This window comes from Psychrilyobacter piezotolerans (assembly GCF_003391055.1).
GTDB lineage: Bacteria > Fusobacteriota > Fusobacteriia > Fusobacteriales > Fusobacteriaceae > Psychrilyobacter > Psychrilyobacter piezotolerans.
Genome location: NZ_QUAJ01000003.1, coordinates 55,692 through 69,546, shown reverse-complemented (window position 1 = coordinate 69,546; position 13,855 = coordinate 55,692). Strand labels below are relative to the sequence as shown.

Sequence of the window (13,855 nt, the reverse complement as noted above, 5' to 3'; positions counted from 1 at the left end):
TTTTATTTTTGGTATACGATTTCATCTATCTTTGATTTAATTGCGGCGTAAGGCATGGATTCTTTTATAGAAATAAATTCAATCTGTATGGTGCAAGGTTCTCCATTGGAATATTTTTCTTCCATCCCTTTAAACATTTTTTTCATTCTTTTTTCAATGGACTTTTCCACTCCCTTCCCGCCTATCTTTTTCATATATATAATAAAATATATTTCATTTAGAAGACCTATGACATCATCTGATTTTGTATCTTTTTTCAAAATATCCGCTATTCCCTTTAATATTGAGTCTGAAAAAAAATCTTTTTTATTCATTTTCAGCCTGGGCGGGTAGACCACAAAGAAAGCTATGTCATTCATCTCATTGGTCAAGGTTATCTCTTTCAAAAAATTAATAAAATATTCCTCTGAATATACACCTGTCAAACTGTCATACTTGGTGGTATTTTCAAAATGCAAGTTAAATATAGTACAGGTCGAAAGTGCCAGGGACGTCAATATTTCAGCTTTTTTTTTCGTACTTTTAGCATTTAAATATTCTATTTTTTTCCCCTTTATAAGATAAGCCATGTATGTTTTAGTCTGGATATTTATCAGAGATACTATTATATCTAATTGTTTTAAATTTATAGATTCTTTCAAAAGAATTATCTTGATATAATGGGATAAAATTTCATCATATTCCCTTATAATTTTAATCGTTGTATCTTTAAATCTGTTGGTACTTCCTTCAACTTCTTCCTTTAAAATATACAGCGGCATCATATTTTTTACAAAATTAATATTTGTGATAAAAAAATTATTTAATATTTCTGGCAAATTTCCATCTATATTTATAACTATTTTGAATTCCCTGTTTAAAGTATTTAGCTGCTCCCTCAAAATTTTATCTAAAAGTACCTCTTTAGAGCTGTAGTAAGTATAGAAATTTCCCGTAGATATCCCTATATCATCTGTTATATCGGAGATCTTAGTTTTAAAATAACCATTTTTATAAAATAATTTTTTCCCACTAATCATAATTTGATTTTCCATCCTACTATCCACCTCCTAATATAGGAAATATACCAAAATTTAACCTTATTCCTTCTTCAAATAATTTTTTAAAATAAATTCTTAATTTTTATAAAAAAAAAGAGTAGAATGTAGTGCAGGTTAAAATATTCTTTATAAGGGAGGATTTTAGGTGAAAAAATATTATCTATTGAGAAGGGACAAGGAATGTAGGGTCACGGAGAAAAACTTGACTGTATGGTCAGATGTTTTTGATGAAGTAGGTGATAGGATAGAAATATCGTCTAGAGAGTGTAGAAAAGACTTTAAAAATATCAAAGAAGGAGATGATGTGATCTGTTTTGACTCTGAAAATATAGACCTTGTGTGTACTGCTACTGTGATAGAAAGCAGTTATAAAAAAATGCAGGGTATGGGAGTAAAAAGTAGATGTATCATCCTTGAAAAAGTCTCTAAAAAGATTACTTTAGATAATATGAGCCCCGATGATTGGCCTATGAAATTTATTAAAGGTGCCGACCCCAATCTTTCCCTCGTTGAAATAGAAAAAAATGAATATTTAAAATTTTTAGGTGAGTAGATACCAATCTGGAAAAAATAAAGACATTTGTCCTATATATCATAGATCAATCATTATAGAATGATTAAAAGAATTAAAATACAAGGAGGTAGTTATGAACAATATAGATAGAGCTATAATCATAGTACTTGATAGTGCTGGTGTAGGAGAATTACCTGATGCAAAAGATTATGGAGACTCAGGATCAAATACCTTTGGTCATATTGCAAGTTCTACAGGGGGGATCAATCTGCCAAACATGGAACAGTTAGGTCTAGGAAACTTGACAGATATAGAAGGGGTAGCTAAGACTACAGATTGTTGTGGAGGAAAGTCATTGGGAGCTTACGGTAAAGCCAATGAAGCTTCCAAAGGAAAGGATACTACAACAGGTCATTGGGAGATTGCCGGAATAATCAACGAAACACCCTTCCCAACATATCCAAATGGATTTTCAAAGGAAGTCTTGGATGAATTAGAAAAAAGAACCGGAAGAAAAGTTCTTTGTAACCTGCCATATTCAGGGACTAAAGTCTTGGATGATTATGGAGCCGAACAAAAAAAGACCGGCGCTTGGATAGTCTATACTTCAGCTGATCCGGTACTGCAGATAGCAGCTCACGAAGAAGATATTCCTCTGGCAGAACTATATAAAGCCTGCGAAATAGCACTGGAAATATGCAATGAGATGGCCCCAGTAGCCAGGGTAATTGCCAGACCCTATCTTGGAGACGAGTCAGGCAGCTATGCGAGAACTTCTAACAGACACGACTATTCAGTGGTCCCACCAAAGGCAACACTTTTAGACATGATTAAGGATAAAGGGCTGGATGTAGTAGCTGTTGGAAAAACCAACGATATATTTGCAGGTGTAGGAGTAACTGATACTCGTGGAACAAATACCGACAATATGGATGGAATCAATAAAACTATAAAGGCCATCAAGGAAGATACTAAGGGTCTTATTTTTACAAACTTAGTTGACTTTGATATGCTTTTTGGACACAGAAGAAATGCAGAAGGATATAAATACGCACTGGAAGAATTTGACAATAAACTGCCTGAGATTATTGGAGCTATGAAAGAGGGAGACCTTTTAATCTTAACTGCTGATCATGGGTGTGACCCGACCTATGAAGGAACAGATCATACCAGGGAGTATATTCCTGTCCTTACATACGGACACGGATTAAAAAAAGGAGTTAACTTAGGTGACAGGGAGTCATTTGCTGATATAGCTTCTACCATTGAAGAGCTGATCTTAGATACTAATGAACTGCCGGGAACTAGTTTTGCTAAAGATTTATTTAAATGTTGTGGCAGTGGAAAACACCACGGCCATCATGGAAAAGACCATAAGTGTAAATGTAAATAAAAGGGGGAAATAGAAATGAGTATACATATAGGTGCAAAAAAAGGGGATATTGCAGAAACGGTATTACTACCGGGAGATCCGCTTAGAGCAAAATGGATTGCTGAAACATTTTTAGAGGATGTAGTGTGCTATAATGAAGTAAGGGGAATGTATGGATATACTGGTACTTATAAGGGTAAAAAAGTATCTGTTCAGGGAACTGGTATGGGTGTTCCATCTATCTCTATCTATGTAAATGAATTGATCCAGGATTATGGAGTAAAAAACTTAATCAGAGTAGGATCTGCCGGATCTTACAGGGAAGACATCAAAGTCAGAGATATCGTTTTAGCTATGTCAGCTTCTACAAACTCAGGATTAAACAGGATCAGATTTAATGGTGCAGACTATGCTCCTACGGCTGATTTCGATCTGATGATGAAGGCTATTAAGTCTGCTGAAGAAAAAGATATTAAAGTAAAGGCCGGAAATGTGTTTACTTCAGATGAATTTTATGGTGACAACTTCGATGACTATAAAAAATGGGCATCATACGGTGTACTGTGTGTAGAGATGGAAACAGCAGGTCTATATACTGTAGCAGCTAAACACGGAGTAAAAGCTCTGACTCTGCTTACTATTTCTGACCACTTAGTAACAGGAGAAGAGACTACCTCTGCTGAAAGACAGACTACTTTTAGTGAGATGATTGAAGTAGCATTAGGTACTTTATAAAAAAAATATGTTATAATAATAAAGGGCATACCAATATGGTATGCCTTTTAATACCCTTAGGCAACGTGACGTTGCATCCAGTTAGGCATAATTTAAATTTTTGTAAATTTTAGTCCGTTCAATAAAAATTTATAATTTCCTAGATAATAATAAAAGAGGTGAAAGTATGTTAAATGAGAAAGAAATATTGGAATTAATCGATGAGGCCATCACAGCTCGTGAAGGTGCATATGCAAAATTTTCAAATTTTAAGGTAGGAGCTGCCCTAATCGACGATAAAGGAGATCATTATACAGGATGTAATGTAGAAAACTCATCTTATGGATTATCCATGTGCGGGGAGAGAAATGCTGTCTTTCATGCTGTCTCCAAGGGAATGAATAAGATCAAAGTTATAGCTGTTGTAGGAGATACAGAGGGTCCTATCTCACCATGTGGTGCCTGCAGACAAGTTATAAATGAATTTGCCACAGAGGATACTCTTGTTATCATGGCAAATATGAAAAAAGAATACAAGATGGTAAAATTTACCGAGATATTCCCCTATGGATTCAGATTATAGGGTGATTTAGCTGTGAAAAAGCCTTAAGTTATTATGGTCGACATTATGACTTATAGTATTAGAGCTAAATAATTAAGAATATAAAAATGCTGGTGGGAATCACCAGCATTTTTATATTCTTAAAATTTCATGGCTAAACTATTGATAAAATGATATAATTATAGGTAAATAAAAAAATGTAATACAAGGAGATTTATTTTGAAAAAAAATATGAAAATAAAAAGAGACACAGTCTTAAAAGTAAAAGAAAAAATGGAATTAATGGATTTTTTATCTTTCCACCTGCAGGGAAAAAGTAAAAATAATTTAAAATCACTGCTTACTCATGGTCAGATAACTGTAGACAGCCAAATGGTAAGTCAGTTCAATCACATCCTAACTGTCGGTCAAGAGGTAAAAATCAACTGGAATAAGGATAGAGAGATAAAGAAGATGCAGGGTGTTCAAATTTTATTTGAAGATGACAGTATCATCGTTGCAAATAAAGATGCAGGTATTCTTTCAGTATCTACCGGCGGCAGAGATGAAAATACTGCTTATAATAAATTAAAGGACCATGTTAAAGCAAATAACCCCACAAACAAGATCTTCATTGTTCACAGACTGGATAGAAATACCTCTGGAATAATGATGTTTGCTAAAACTGCTGAAGCTCAGCAGCTCCTGCAAAGTGACTGGAAGAAATATATTCTCAGCAGAAAGTACTCTGTATTAACAGAAGGAAAAGTTGAAAATGATAAGGGAACTATCACATCTTGGTTAAAGGAAAATACCGCATTTGTAGTTTATTCCAGTAAGACGGATAATGGCGGAAAAAAAGCCATCACAAACTATGAGGTAATCAAGAAAACTAATAACTTTACGTTATTAGAAGCATCCCTTGAAACTGGAAGAAAGAATCAAATCAGAGTACATATGCAGGATCTAAAGCATCCAATTGTAGGAGATAAAAAATACGGTGCTACTGGAAACCCAATTAAAAGACTGGGATTACATGCCAGAGTATTAGAATTTATCCACCCAATAACAGGAAAAGAGTATAAGTTCGAGACTCAGATCCCAGCTAGTTTTGAAAAGGTATTCAAGAGAATGAGAAAGAGATAGAACTGTAAAGGGAGAGGTGGGAAAATGTTTGAATATTTAGATGGTAAGATTACCATAAAAAAAATGGGCTATGTTGCCATAGATGTAAATGGTTTAGGTTACAAGGTATTTGTATCCCTCCAAACTTTAGACAAGATCAAACTAGGTGAAACTACAAGGTTATATATCTATAATCATGTGAAGGAAGATATGTTTAAATTAATTGGCTTTGCTGAGGAAAGGGAAAGAGATTTTTTTGAGATCCTCATCAATGTAAATGGAATAGGGATGTCACTTGGCTTGGCTATCCTGTCTACTTTTTCTATCAATGATCTGAAACAGATAATAGCCAATGAGGATACAAAACTACTGACTAAGGTCCCTAAATTAGGAGCTAAAAAATCACAAAAACTCATAGTTGATGTGAAAGACAAGATGAAAAACCTTCAACTTGTAGACAATATAGATAGTGGTACTGGCAGTATCAAGGCCCAGTTAGAAGAAGATATCTACCTGGCTTTAGGTGCTCTTGGATACTCTAAAAAAGACATAGATAAATTCGTCACTCCTAAAGACTTGGATTCATATGACAGTATCGAAATGGCTATAAAAGATATTTTAAGAAAGATAAGTAAATAATTTTATATTAATAAATTTTGTGAGGCAAATGATGTATTATAAAGAATATTTTAAAAAAACGAGATTGAATGGAGATGATATGAACGGAATTATTTGTATTGATGGTGTTGTAGGTGCTGGAAAGAGTACTTTAGGGGATATTTTAGCTAAAGAATTAGGAATTTCATTGTTTGAAGAACCTGTTCTAAATAATCCTATTTTAGATAAATTCTACTATGATAAAAAAAGATATAGTTTTCCCCTTCAAATATTTTTCTTAAATAAGAGATTTAAGATGATAAAGGAAGCTAATTTATTGGATGGCTGTGTTATGGACAGGAGTATCTATGGTGATGTTATCTTTGCCAGGATGCTCATGGAAGACGGGGATATGGCACCTGAAGAGTTTGAACTTTATGAGGAACTCCTTCATAATATGCTGGAACACCTGTCTCCTCCTAAACTAATGATCTATTTAGAATCATCTGTAGAAGGTGCTGTCGATAAGATCGGCAGAAGAGGCAGAGACTATGAAAAGATCGTTCCCAGATCTTATTGGGAAAGCTTGAACCAGAATTATGAAAGCTATTTTAACTCTTATAATCTTTCAAATATTTTGAGAATCAATGTGGACAATGTAGATATAAAAGAAAATCCTCAAGATAGAAAATGGTTTGTAGATACAGTTAAGGCCAGATTAGATGAGATAAAAACCGGACAAACAATAAATAAATAATAATTTTAAAAGAGGTATTTTCTGTTGTAGAAAATACCTCTTTTTGATTTACTATAAACTTCAGAATTTAGTCTTTCAATAACGGCTTTATACTGTTAAAAATTACACTTCTGATATTTTCACTTTTTTTACTCAACTCTTCTATCATTTCTTTCATTTCTAATCTCTTGGAATCTTTACTTGTCTCGTACTGACATTCAGATTTTAATATGGGCAGTTTTATCCTACGGGCATACCTGATTATGGTACTTTCCTCGATATATGCCATGGGTCTGACAACTTCTACCCCATGTTCCTTCGACATATACCTGGGTTTCATCACTCCTAAATTTCCCTGATAAAAGGTATTGAGTAAAAATGTCTCGATAATATCATCCTTATGGTGTCCCAGGGCTAATTTATTTATATTTTTTTCCTTCATCAGTCTGTAGAGGATTCCCCTCCTCATTCGCCCGCACATAAAACATGGATTTTTCATCTTATCTTCTCCAAATAAGATATCCTCCAGATTGGTTTCTTCTATGATCAGTTCCAAGCCTAAAAATTTGCAATAGTCCTCAATTTCATTTGTTGCAATACTTTTTTGCTTGGGATGGATATGGATAGGGATTATCTCAAAATTCACCCTGGTTATCATCTTTACACGAACTAATACGTTTAGGAGGGTAAGACTGTCCTTACCTCCGGATACTCCTACAGCTATCCTGTCCCCCTCTTCAATCATCTTATAATCACACATAGCCTTCCCGGCCAGACTCCAGATACTCTTATTGAACCCCTTGGATTCGATATATGATGTGATCTCCCTCCCGTCCAACTTTGAAAATTTTAATTTTAAACCTGTAAGCTTTTCTATGGAATCGGCAATTTTTATCCTTCTTTTTTCACTTAAGGAGAACTTTATCTCATATTTCTCCCCGATATTTTTTATAATCAATTCATCCTCTATAATTTGAAACCTGAAATTTTCAAATTTCAGACCATCTAATTCTTCAATTTTTTCTATTTTCATTCTGACTCCTTGTCCTTTGGGCATTATTTTTGAATTGGCGGTTTTTACTTATCCTTCTTATTTCCCCTTGTATAGTCCAATACATAATCCAGGTTTATATTTTTCATAGAATTAAATATACTCTGCTTTATATTTGGGTTTGCAGTTTCCAAAGTTTCCAATAATTTTTTTATTTCTGCTCTTTTAGAATCTGTTTTTTCACCTTCTACAGGGCACCCGCAGCTCATGGGTTTTATCCCGTTTCTCTTGGTAAAATTAATTATTTCAGACTCTTTTATATATACCATAGGTCTTATTAGAGATAGTTTCCCACTGGTAGAACTGACCTTAGGTATCATAGTTTTTATAGTCCCAGCATAAAACATATTTATCATAGTAGTCTCTATCACATCATCAAAATGATGTCCCAAAGCTAATTTATTACACCCCAGCTCCTCTACTTTTTTATATAGAACTCCCCTTCTCATCTTTGCACATAAAAAACAAGGGCTTTCCGGATTTTCTTTAAAGGCTACTTCCCATACATTGGCATCAAATGTTTCACATGGGATCTCCAATTCCTCCAGGTTTTTTTCAAACTGCTCTATATCCATAGCTCCAAATCCCGGGTTCATAGAGATAAATTTAACCTCAAAGTTTTTAGTCCTATCTTTGGCTAATTCCTGAAATAACTTACAAAGCAGCAGACTGTCCTTACCACCTGAGACTCCTACAGCTATCTTATCACCGTCTTCAATCAAATCAAAATCCTTTACAGCTTTGACAAATTTTCTCCATATTTTTTTTCTATAGGTTTTTCTCAAGCTGTCAGTAGCCATCTCCCCACGACTCTCAAATCCATTTAAATCTGCATTTTCTACATCCAATATCTCACAATTTTTATTCAAATTTCTTCCTCCATAGGTAATTTAAGACCCCATCCTTTTATATTTAAATCAGGAAAAAACAAAGTAACTATAGTTTACTTTTTCCTCCTTTGATTTAAAAGAAGACTGAGGTTTAATTTTCAATTATATTTATTCCTATTATATCATACCCTCTGAAAGTTGACTAGATTAGGAAAGATTTAATTAAAAGTGTAAACCCTGTCTTATTACAGTCTATCGTTTTAATAATTTTTATAGTTTTCCTTTGGATTGCTTCCCGTGGAATAACTTCTCTAAAAAGGATTGGAGCACTGGCAGGAACAGCAATGTTTATAATGGGAATCCTATATATCCTGATGATGCTGGCAGCACCATCCCTTGTAGATCTTAAATCTGCTACAACAACATGGAATGCATCTACACTTATGCCTTCATTTGACTTTAAATATTTCACTACTATATCTATGTTAGTATTTGCTGTAGGCGGCTGTGAAAAATTATCTCCCTATGTTAAAGAGATCAATAAACCTTCTAAGAACTTCCCTAAGGGGATGCTTGTCTTAGCCATCATGGTGGGAATTTCAGCACTATTGGGATCGGTAGCCATGGGAATGATGTTTAACAGTAACATGATCCCATCAGACCTGAAGATGAACGGACAATATTATGCGTTCAAATTATTGGGAGAATATTATGGTGTTGGAAATTTCTTAATCATATTATTTGCAATAGCAAACACATTAGCTCAAATCTCAGCTCTTATGTTCTCTATAGATGCTCCTCTTAAGATCCTTATAGGAGATGCAGATAGAAACTATATTCCTGCATCAATTGCCAAATTAAATAAATATGGAGCACCTATCAATGGGTTTTCCTGGCTTATATGGCTCTTAGAGGATTTCAGAGAAATAAAGACCTGTCTAAAAATAGTGATTATGTATTTATTAAAAATGATAAGGTTGCCTACCTTGTAGGAGCTTGGTGTTTCGCCTTTACAGCCTCTGCCTGTTTAATGGGTGTTTTCCCAAAGGGACTTGTATTATTTTCATCTGAGTGGTTCTTCCAGATCACACTTAATATTCTAACGCCTGTGGTTTTAGTGGGTCTGGGATTTATCCTGCCTAAGATCGCAAAGAAAGAAAACAAACTAGAAGAAGCTTTAAATATTGAAGGATAGACAAAAATAAAAAATAACCAAACTAGGTTTTTATAAACCTAGTTTGGTTATTTTTTTACCTAAGGATCAATTAAGCCATTTCTTTAATTTATCCAGGTAAACACCTACTACCATATTTTCAGAGAATTCATCTATCATCTTCTGTCTCCCTAATTTACCAGCCTTTTCCCTTCTTTCCTCAGACAGGTTGATAAACCACTCCAGTTTTTGAGCCAGATCTTTAGATTCCCCAGGTGTGCAAAGATATCCAGTTTTCCCATCATCCACCAATTCACGGCATCCAGGAACATCTGCAGCTATTACAGGTTTACCCATGGATGCATTTTCCATGATTACTCTGGAAATTCCTTCCCTGTATGAGGGAAGTACAAAACAAGAGGATCCTTCAATCACCGGGGTTACATCTCCTACTCCCAGATAGTTAATTGTCCCCTCATTATGATATTTTTCCATGTACTCCCTGGGAACGGCTAAGGGATTGGGCAATCCTACACCCCCTAAAAACAGAAATTCTATCTCCTTATCCCTATGTTTAGATTTTATAATCTCGGCTGCCTCACAATATTCCTTTACCCCTTTATCCCAGAGAGCTCTGGCGATCATCAAAAATTTTATTTTACAATCTGATCTTGTTTCTTTTAGAGGTTTAAAATGATCGGTATCGATCCCCTCACCGTTTAAGACAAATGTTTTATTGGAATCCACTAATTTTCTTTCTAAAAATATCTTTTTATCATTTTCATTTAAAAACCAAACTTCCTTAGCAAATTCAAGGGAAAATTTGTATAATTTTTCAACTACATTGGTTGCTTTTCCCTCCTTTATAAATCCATAGCCCAGGCCCGTTGTCACAGCTATTGGTATGACTTTGGCCAGTTTAGCGGCAATAGTTCCACAGATTATAGGTTTTTCAGTATAGTTAAAAACTATGTCTAATTTTTCCTTCTTATATATATTATGGAGGGTAAGTATCAATTTTAAATCTTCTATTGGATCGGTTCCCTTGGAATTTATCTCAATATCTACTACCTTGGCTCCTAAATTTCTCAATTTTTCAGCAAATTTATCTGTAGAGGCAATAACAACAACTTCATACCCCTCTAATATCAGCTTTTTTATCAGTCCGCCCCTGAAGTTATACATATTCCAAGTTTCATTTACTACCATTCCTACCCTTTTTTTCTCACCTATTCCCTTTCTTTCCTTCATATTATTGCCCCCCTTCCCAAAACTACTACACCAGCAGTTTTCAATAAAATCATTAAATCTCTCCCTGCAGTCTGACTGCGTGTCGAAGTGGAAAAGTGGTTCTACAAAACTCATCTTCCCTTTATTTTTCCTGTCCCCTAATAATTTACGAAAATTAATTTTTTTTCCTAGCCTTTAAATTATTTTATTTATAATTTCATAAATTATATCTGCTGTAATTCCCCAAATAACTTCCTTATGATACTCATATATATATACCTCCCTTTCCCTTCCATTCCAAGGTTCATGATATTTTTCAGGCAAATTATAGTATTTGGCCGGAAATTTTACCCTTTTCCCGTCTAATTCATAGTGGGGGTGCATCTGTACCGTTATTTTTTCCACCTTAGGAGGATTATCTCTAAAATAATCTACAGGAATTATCAAAATTTCTTCCACTTCCTTTAAATTTATGTTTAAATCTTCTACCCTGCATAAAATCTCACCTACATATACCTCTATCAATACACCTGCAGGTATTATCAGAGTTCCCAGTTTTCCCAGTACCTCTATATTTTTAGGGAGTACCCCCAGTTCTTCTACAGTCTCCCTTATGGCTGTATCCTCAAAGTTTTTATCCGTTTTTTCCCATCCTCCTCCGGGAAAACTAATCTCTCCACCCTGGCTTATGTTTTTTGATCTTTTTTCTAAAATAAAATTATACTCCCCATCTATCTCTATGATACTAGCCAATACTGCACTATTAAAATTTTTTTCTCTTCCTATTATCCCATCATTTAATTTTTCCCGTATTTTTTCCCTATCCATTGAAACACCCCACCTTTATTAAAAAAAATTAATAGTTTATCAAAAAAAATCATCCAATTGAGGATGATTTTTCCTATTTTTTTTTATATTCTGACACAAATAACCAAGGAGATATTATAGAAAAATTTTGATTTTCAAACCCCTCTGCACTAAAGATTTTATCTAAACTTTTCTTAGAATACATTTTATAATCTCCGCTCCTGCTATATGGCAGATATAAATTAATTATCTCTCTGATAATTGGCAGGGTAAATATATCCCCTATTACTACCCTTCCATCTGAGCTTAAAACTCTTTTTATCTCTTTTATAGTCGAACCCGGAGTCGAATAATGATGAAATGAGTTCAGGCAGACTATTAGGTCTATACTTTCATCACCATAGGGCAAATAACTGCTGTCTCCAAGAGTAAACTCACACCTTTCAATCTTCTTAGAACTGGCTATCTCCAGCATTTTTTCAGATATATCCAGCCCATAGAGAATATTATTTGAATTTAAACCCCTTAACTTTTGTAAAAACCTTCCATCTCCACACCCTAAGTCAAGGACGGTTGTTTCATCGTCTATATCTATATTTTTTAGGATATACCTGTCTAATTTTTCTGAATTACCATAATTAGTATCTGCAACCCTATCAAAAAAAATCTTAGATCTTTCACTATAACTATTTTTTTTCATCAGTCTGTATTCCATATTTTTCTAGGTTCACTACCCTTTTAGCCTTTTGACTCAATCCGAGAATTCCCCACTTGTCGAATGACCCCCTTAATTTTAGAGTATTTTCATCCAATAATTTAGCACTCCCATGATACAGCTTTCCATTCCAAGAGTCATAGATCCATCCATCCTGTAATTTACCATTTTTTTCAAATAATTCTCCTACAACTGGCAGTCCCATAACTTTTCTGCTTTCTATTCTCAGGGTTTTATCCGGATTGTTCCTATCATACTGCTCTATCCCTTCCATCTTGTCTCCCACAGGGTAATACAGATCTTTCAGCCAGGCAACATGACCTACATATTCATTGTTTTCAGCCTTTTGGATATGGATTATAAATTTACCCTCCGGCATCATCCAATACCCTGTATATCCATCTTGTGTAAATGTTAAACTAGTCATTAAAAGCATAAATCCCAAAATTATTTTTTTCATCCTCTTCCTCCCTTTTATAAATATCCCAAAGATCTTCAAGTCCCCTTATCTTAAATAGATGAAACAGCAATTTCATGCCTAATTTTTTATTGATTGGATAACCTAACTCCTCTAACATCCTAAAACTTTCCATGGAATAACTCATAATTTCCTTTAGGTACTCCTCTGCAGCAGGAGTATCTAAAATATCCAAATTAACAGCAGTTTCCTCATCCACCTGTAATCTATCCATGAAAAATGAAGTGGCTAAATTTATCTTTCCGGCATAAAAATCCTCTTCCATATCACAGAGGTCATCTAATCCCTGTAAAGATAGTCCTAAATTATATAGTACCTTTGATACATCTTTAAATTTGTCATTTTTTTCCCTATGTAGTGGAACAAGAACACCTATTTTTAGGAGTTCTCCTCCTATCCCGCTGTGAATCTCATGGGAAATAAAATTATAACCTGGGTAGTTCCCGTATATAGCCCGGTCTCTCATCCCCTCGCTTTTAGCTATCAAATATATACTTTCGAGTACCGCATTACTTATCCCTGTATTTTTTACATCTAATTCAAAGATAATTTTTTCTAGATTTTTTTGAAGTATAAGGGTCAACAGGGTATTTTCTGTTGTTTTTTCCTTTATCCCGTTTAAAAATATGGCTCCCTTACTCTCATCATCTATAATATTATCTGTACAGGTGATTATTCCTCTAAGATAGAATAAACATTTTCCGTATTTGACCACATCTTCCCTTTCAGCTTCTAAAAACTCTATCAAACTCAGCATAAATATAGAAAAAAAGTTATTTTTAAAATTTTTTTTAAAATTCTCTTCCTGGACCTCTATTTTATCAAAAAAAGAGAACTCATAAATATCTTTTTTTATATCTTTTACCACTGTGTTGTACATTTTATTTGATTTTAAAAGGTGTTTCATAAATTTACCAGTTGTATACATCAATTACCGTCCTATTCTCTGCAT

The 13,855-nt window shown here is 34.1% G+C and carries 17 protein-coding genes; 9 read left to right on the top strand and 8 right to left on the bottom strand.

Features of this window, described 5'->3' with window-relative positions; translation table 11 throughout:
* Window positions 1–2: 2 nt before the first annotated feature.
* Window positions 3–1,034, bottom strand: coding sequence for a TetR/AcrR family transcriptional regulator (locus tag DYH56_RS02610; protein WP_114641298.1), 1,032 nt, complete (start codon window positions 1,032–1,034; stop codon window positions 3–5).
* 151 nt (window positions 1,035–1,185) lie between these two features.
* Between DYH56_RS02610 and DYH56_RS02605 the strand changes: the two genes are divergently transcribed.
* The 7 genes from DYH56_RS02605 (at window position 1,186) to DYH56_RS02575 (ending at window position 6,660) form a co-directional block, all read left to right on the top strand.
* Entirely contained in the window at window positions 1,186–1,593 is a 408-nt protein-coding gene (locus DYH56_RS02605; protein ID WP_114641297.1) for a hypothetical protein, read from the top strand.
* 94 nt (window positions 1,594–1,687) lie between these two features.
* On the top strand, window positions 1,688–2,947 hold the full coding sequence (locus DYH56_RS02600; RefSeq protein ID WP_114641296.1) for a phosphopentomutase: 1,260 nt from the start codon (window positions 1,688–1,690) through the stop codon (window positions 2,945–2,947).
* Window positions 2,948–2,962: 15 nt separating this feature from the next.
* Window positions 2,963–3,661 (top strand): purine-nucleoside phosphorylase, encoded by a 699-nt coding sequence (gene deoD, locus DYH56_RS02595; RefSeq protein WP_114641295.1) that lies wholly within the window; start codon window positions 2,963–2,965, stop codon window positions 3,659–3,661.
* Between the two features lie 166 nt (window positions 3,662–3,827).
* On the top strand, window positions 3,828–4,223 hold the full coding sequence (cdd, locus tag DYH56_RS02590; protein WP_114641294.1) for a cytidine deaminase: 396 nt from the start codon (window positions 3,828–3,830) through the stop codon (window positions 4,221–4,223).
* 198 nt (window positions 4,224–4,421) lie between these two features.
* Window positions 4,422–5,327 (top strand): RluA family pseudouridine synthase, encoded by a 906-nt coding sequence (locus DYH56_RS02585; RefSeq protein WP_233499985.1) that lies wholly within the window; start codon window positions 4,422–4,424, stop codon window positions 5,325–5,327.
* Window positions 5,328–5,351: 24 nt separating this feature from the next.
* Window positions 5,352–5,945, top strand: coding sequence for a Holliday junction branch migration protein RuvA (ruvA, locus tag DYH56_RS02580; RefSeq protein ID WP_114641293.1), 594 nt, complete (start codon window positions 5,352–5,354; stop codon window positions 5,943–5,945).
* Window positions 5,946–6,024: 79 nt separating this feature from the next.
* A complete protein-coding gene (locus tag DYH56_RS02575) occupies window positions 6,025–6,660 on the top strand; it encodes a deoxynucleoside kinase (protein ID WP_233499984.1) in 636 nt (211 codons plus the stop codon).
* Between the two features lie 67 nt (window positions 6,661–6,727).
* Here the strand turns inward: DYH56_RS02575 and DYH56_RS02570 are convergent, their stop codons facing one another.
* Window positions 6,728–7,672 (bottom strand): tRNA 2-thiocytidine biosynthesis TtcA family protein, encoded by a 945-nt coding sequence (locus DYH56_RS02570; protein ID WP_233499983.1) that lies wholly within the window; start codon window positions 7,670–7,672, stop codon window positions 6,728–6,730.
* A 44-nt stretch (window positions 7,673–7,716) separates the two neighbouring features.
* The gene (locus tag DYH56_RS02565; RefSeq protein ID WP_114641398.1) at window positions 7,717–8,490 is read right to left on the bottom strand and encodes a tRNA 2-thiocytidine biosynthesis TtcA family protein; all 774 of its coding nucleotides are present in this window, start codon (window positions 8,488–8,490) and stop codon (window positions 7,717–7,719) included.
* 236 nt (window positions 8,491–8,726) lie between these two features.
* Between DYH56_RS02565 and DYH56_RS02560 the strand changes: the two genes are divergently transcribed.
* Both DYH56_RS02560 and DYH56_RS16095 read left to right on the top strand, forming a co-directional pair.
* Complete coding sequence (locus tag DYH56_RS02560; protein ID WP_199532958.1) at window positions 8,727–9,512, top strand: APC family permease; 786 nt, start codon at window positions 8,727–8,729, stop codon at window positions 9,510–9,512.
* Window positions 9,422–9,715, top strand: coding sequence for a hypothetical protein (locus tag DYH56_RS16095; RefSeq protein WP_199532954.1), 294 nt, complete (start codon window positions 9,422–9,424; stop codon window positions 9,713–9,715). The genes DYH56_RS02560 and DYH56_RS16095 overlap by 91 nt, the downstream gene beginning before the upstream one ends.
* A gap of 66 nt (window positions 9,716–9,781) precedes the next feature.
* Here the strand turns inward: DYH56_RS16095 and DYH56_RS02555 are convergent, their stop codons facing one another.
* The 5 genes from DYH56_RS02555 to DYH56_RS02535 all read right to left on the bottom strand — a co-directional run bounded on the left by DYH56_RS02555 (window position 9,782) and on the right by DYH56_RS02535 (window position 13,831).
* Entirely contained in the window at window positions 9,782–10,924 is a 1,143-nt protein-coding gene (locus DYH56_RS02555) for a glycosyltransferase family 4 protein (protein WP_158539022.1), read from the bottom strand.
* 174 nt (window positions 10,925–11,098) lie between these two features.
* The gene (locus DYH56_RS02550) at window positions 11,099–11,731 is read right to left on the bottom strand and encodes an NUDIX hydrolase (RefSeq protein WP_114641290.1); all 633 of its coding nucleotides are present in this window, start codon (window positions 11,729–11,731) and stop codon (window positions 11,099–11,101) included.
* A 73-nt stretch (window positions 11,732–11,804) separates the two neighbouring features.
* A complete protein-coding gene (locus DYH56_RS02545; protein WP_158539021.1) occupies window positions 11,805–12,410 on the bottom strand; it encodes a class I SAM-dependent methyltransferase in 606 nt (201 codons plus the stop codon).
* Window positions 12,397–12,885 (bottom strand): DUF2147 domain-containing protein, encoded by a 489-nt coding sequence (locus DYH56_RS02540; RefSeq protein WP_114641288.1) that lies wholly within the window; start codon window positions 12,883–12,885, stop codon window positions 12,397–12,399. The genes DYH56_RS02545 and DYH56_RS02540 overlap by 14 nt, the downstream gene beginning before the upstream one ends.
* Window positions 12,845–13,831 carry a hypothetical protein gene (locus DYH56_RS02535; RefSeq protein WP_114641287.1) on the bottom strand — a complete coding sequence of 329 codons (987 nt, stop codon included), beginning with the start codon at window positions 13,829–13,831 and terminating at the stop codon, window positions 12,845–12,847. Before DYH56_RS02535 ends, DYH56_RS02540 begins: the two co-directional genes overlap by 41 nt.
* Window positions 13,832–13,855 lie beyond the last annotated feature (24 nt).

What these genes read in the sequence shown, in the direction of transcription:
- DYH56_RS16095 (WP_199532954.1), top strand. Translation starts at nt 9,422, where the DNA reads ATGGCTCTTAGAGGATTTCAGAGAAATAAAGACCTGTCTAAAAATAGT.
- DYH56_RS02610 (WP_114641298.1), bottom strand. Translation starts at nt 1,034, where the DNA reads ATGGAAAATCAAATTATGATTAGTGGGAAAAAATTATTTTATAAAAAT.
- DYH56_RS02545 (WP_158539021.1), bottom strand. Translation starts at nt 12,410, where the DNA reads ATGAAAAAAAATAGTTATAGTGAAAGATCTAAGATTTTTTTTGATAGG.
- DYH56_RS02570 (WP_233499983.1), bottom strand. Translation starts at nt 7,672, where the DNA reads ATGAAAATAGAAAAAATTGAAGAATTAGATGGTCTGAAATTTGAAAAT.
- DYH56_RS02565 (WP_114641398.1), bottom strand. Translation starts at nt 8,490, where the DNA reads ATGGCTACTGACAGCTTGAGAAAAACCTATAGAAAAAAAATATGGAGA.
- DYH56_RS02550 (WP_114641290.1), bottom strand. Translation starts at nt 11,731, where the DNA reads ATGGATAGGGAAAAAATACGGGAAAAATTAAATGATGGGATAATAGGA.
- DYH56_RS02540 (WP_114641288.1), bottom strand. Translation starts at nt 12,885, where the DNA reads ATGAAAAAAATAATTTTGGGATTTATGCTTTTAATGACTAGTTTAACA.
- DYH56_RS02555 (WP_158539022.1), bottom strand. Translation starts at nt 10,924, where the DNA reads ATGAAGGAAAGAAAGGGAATAGGTGAGAAAAAAAGGGTAGGAATGGTA.
- deoD (WP_114641295.1), top strand. Translation starts at nt 2,963, where the DNA reads ATGAGTATACATATAGGTGCAAAAAAAGGGGATATTGCAGAAACGGTA.
- ruvA (WP_114641293.1), top strand. Translation starts at nt 5,352, where the DNA reads ATGTTTGAATATTTAGATGGTAAGATTACCATAAAAAAAATGGGCTAT.
- DYH56_RS02535 (WP_114641287.1), bottom strand. Translation starts at nt 13,831, where the DNA reads ATGTATACAACTGGTAAATTTATGAAACACCTTTTAAAATCAAATAAA.
- cdd (WP_114641294.1), top strand. Translation starts at nt 3,828, where the DNA reads ATGTTAAATGAGAAAGAAATATTGGAATTAATCGATGAGGCCATCACA.
- DYH56_RS02600 (WP_114641296.1), top strand. Translation starts at nt 1,688, where the DNA reads ATGAACAATATAGATAGAGCTATAATCATAGTACTTGATAGTGCTGGT.
- DYH56_RS02575 (WP_233499984.1), top strand. Translation starts at nt 6,025, where the DNA reads ATGAACGGAATTATTTGTATTGATGGTGTTGTAGGTGCTGGAAAGAGT.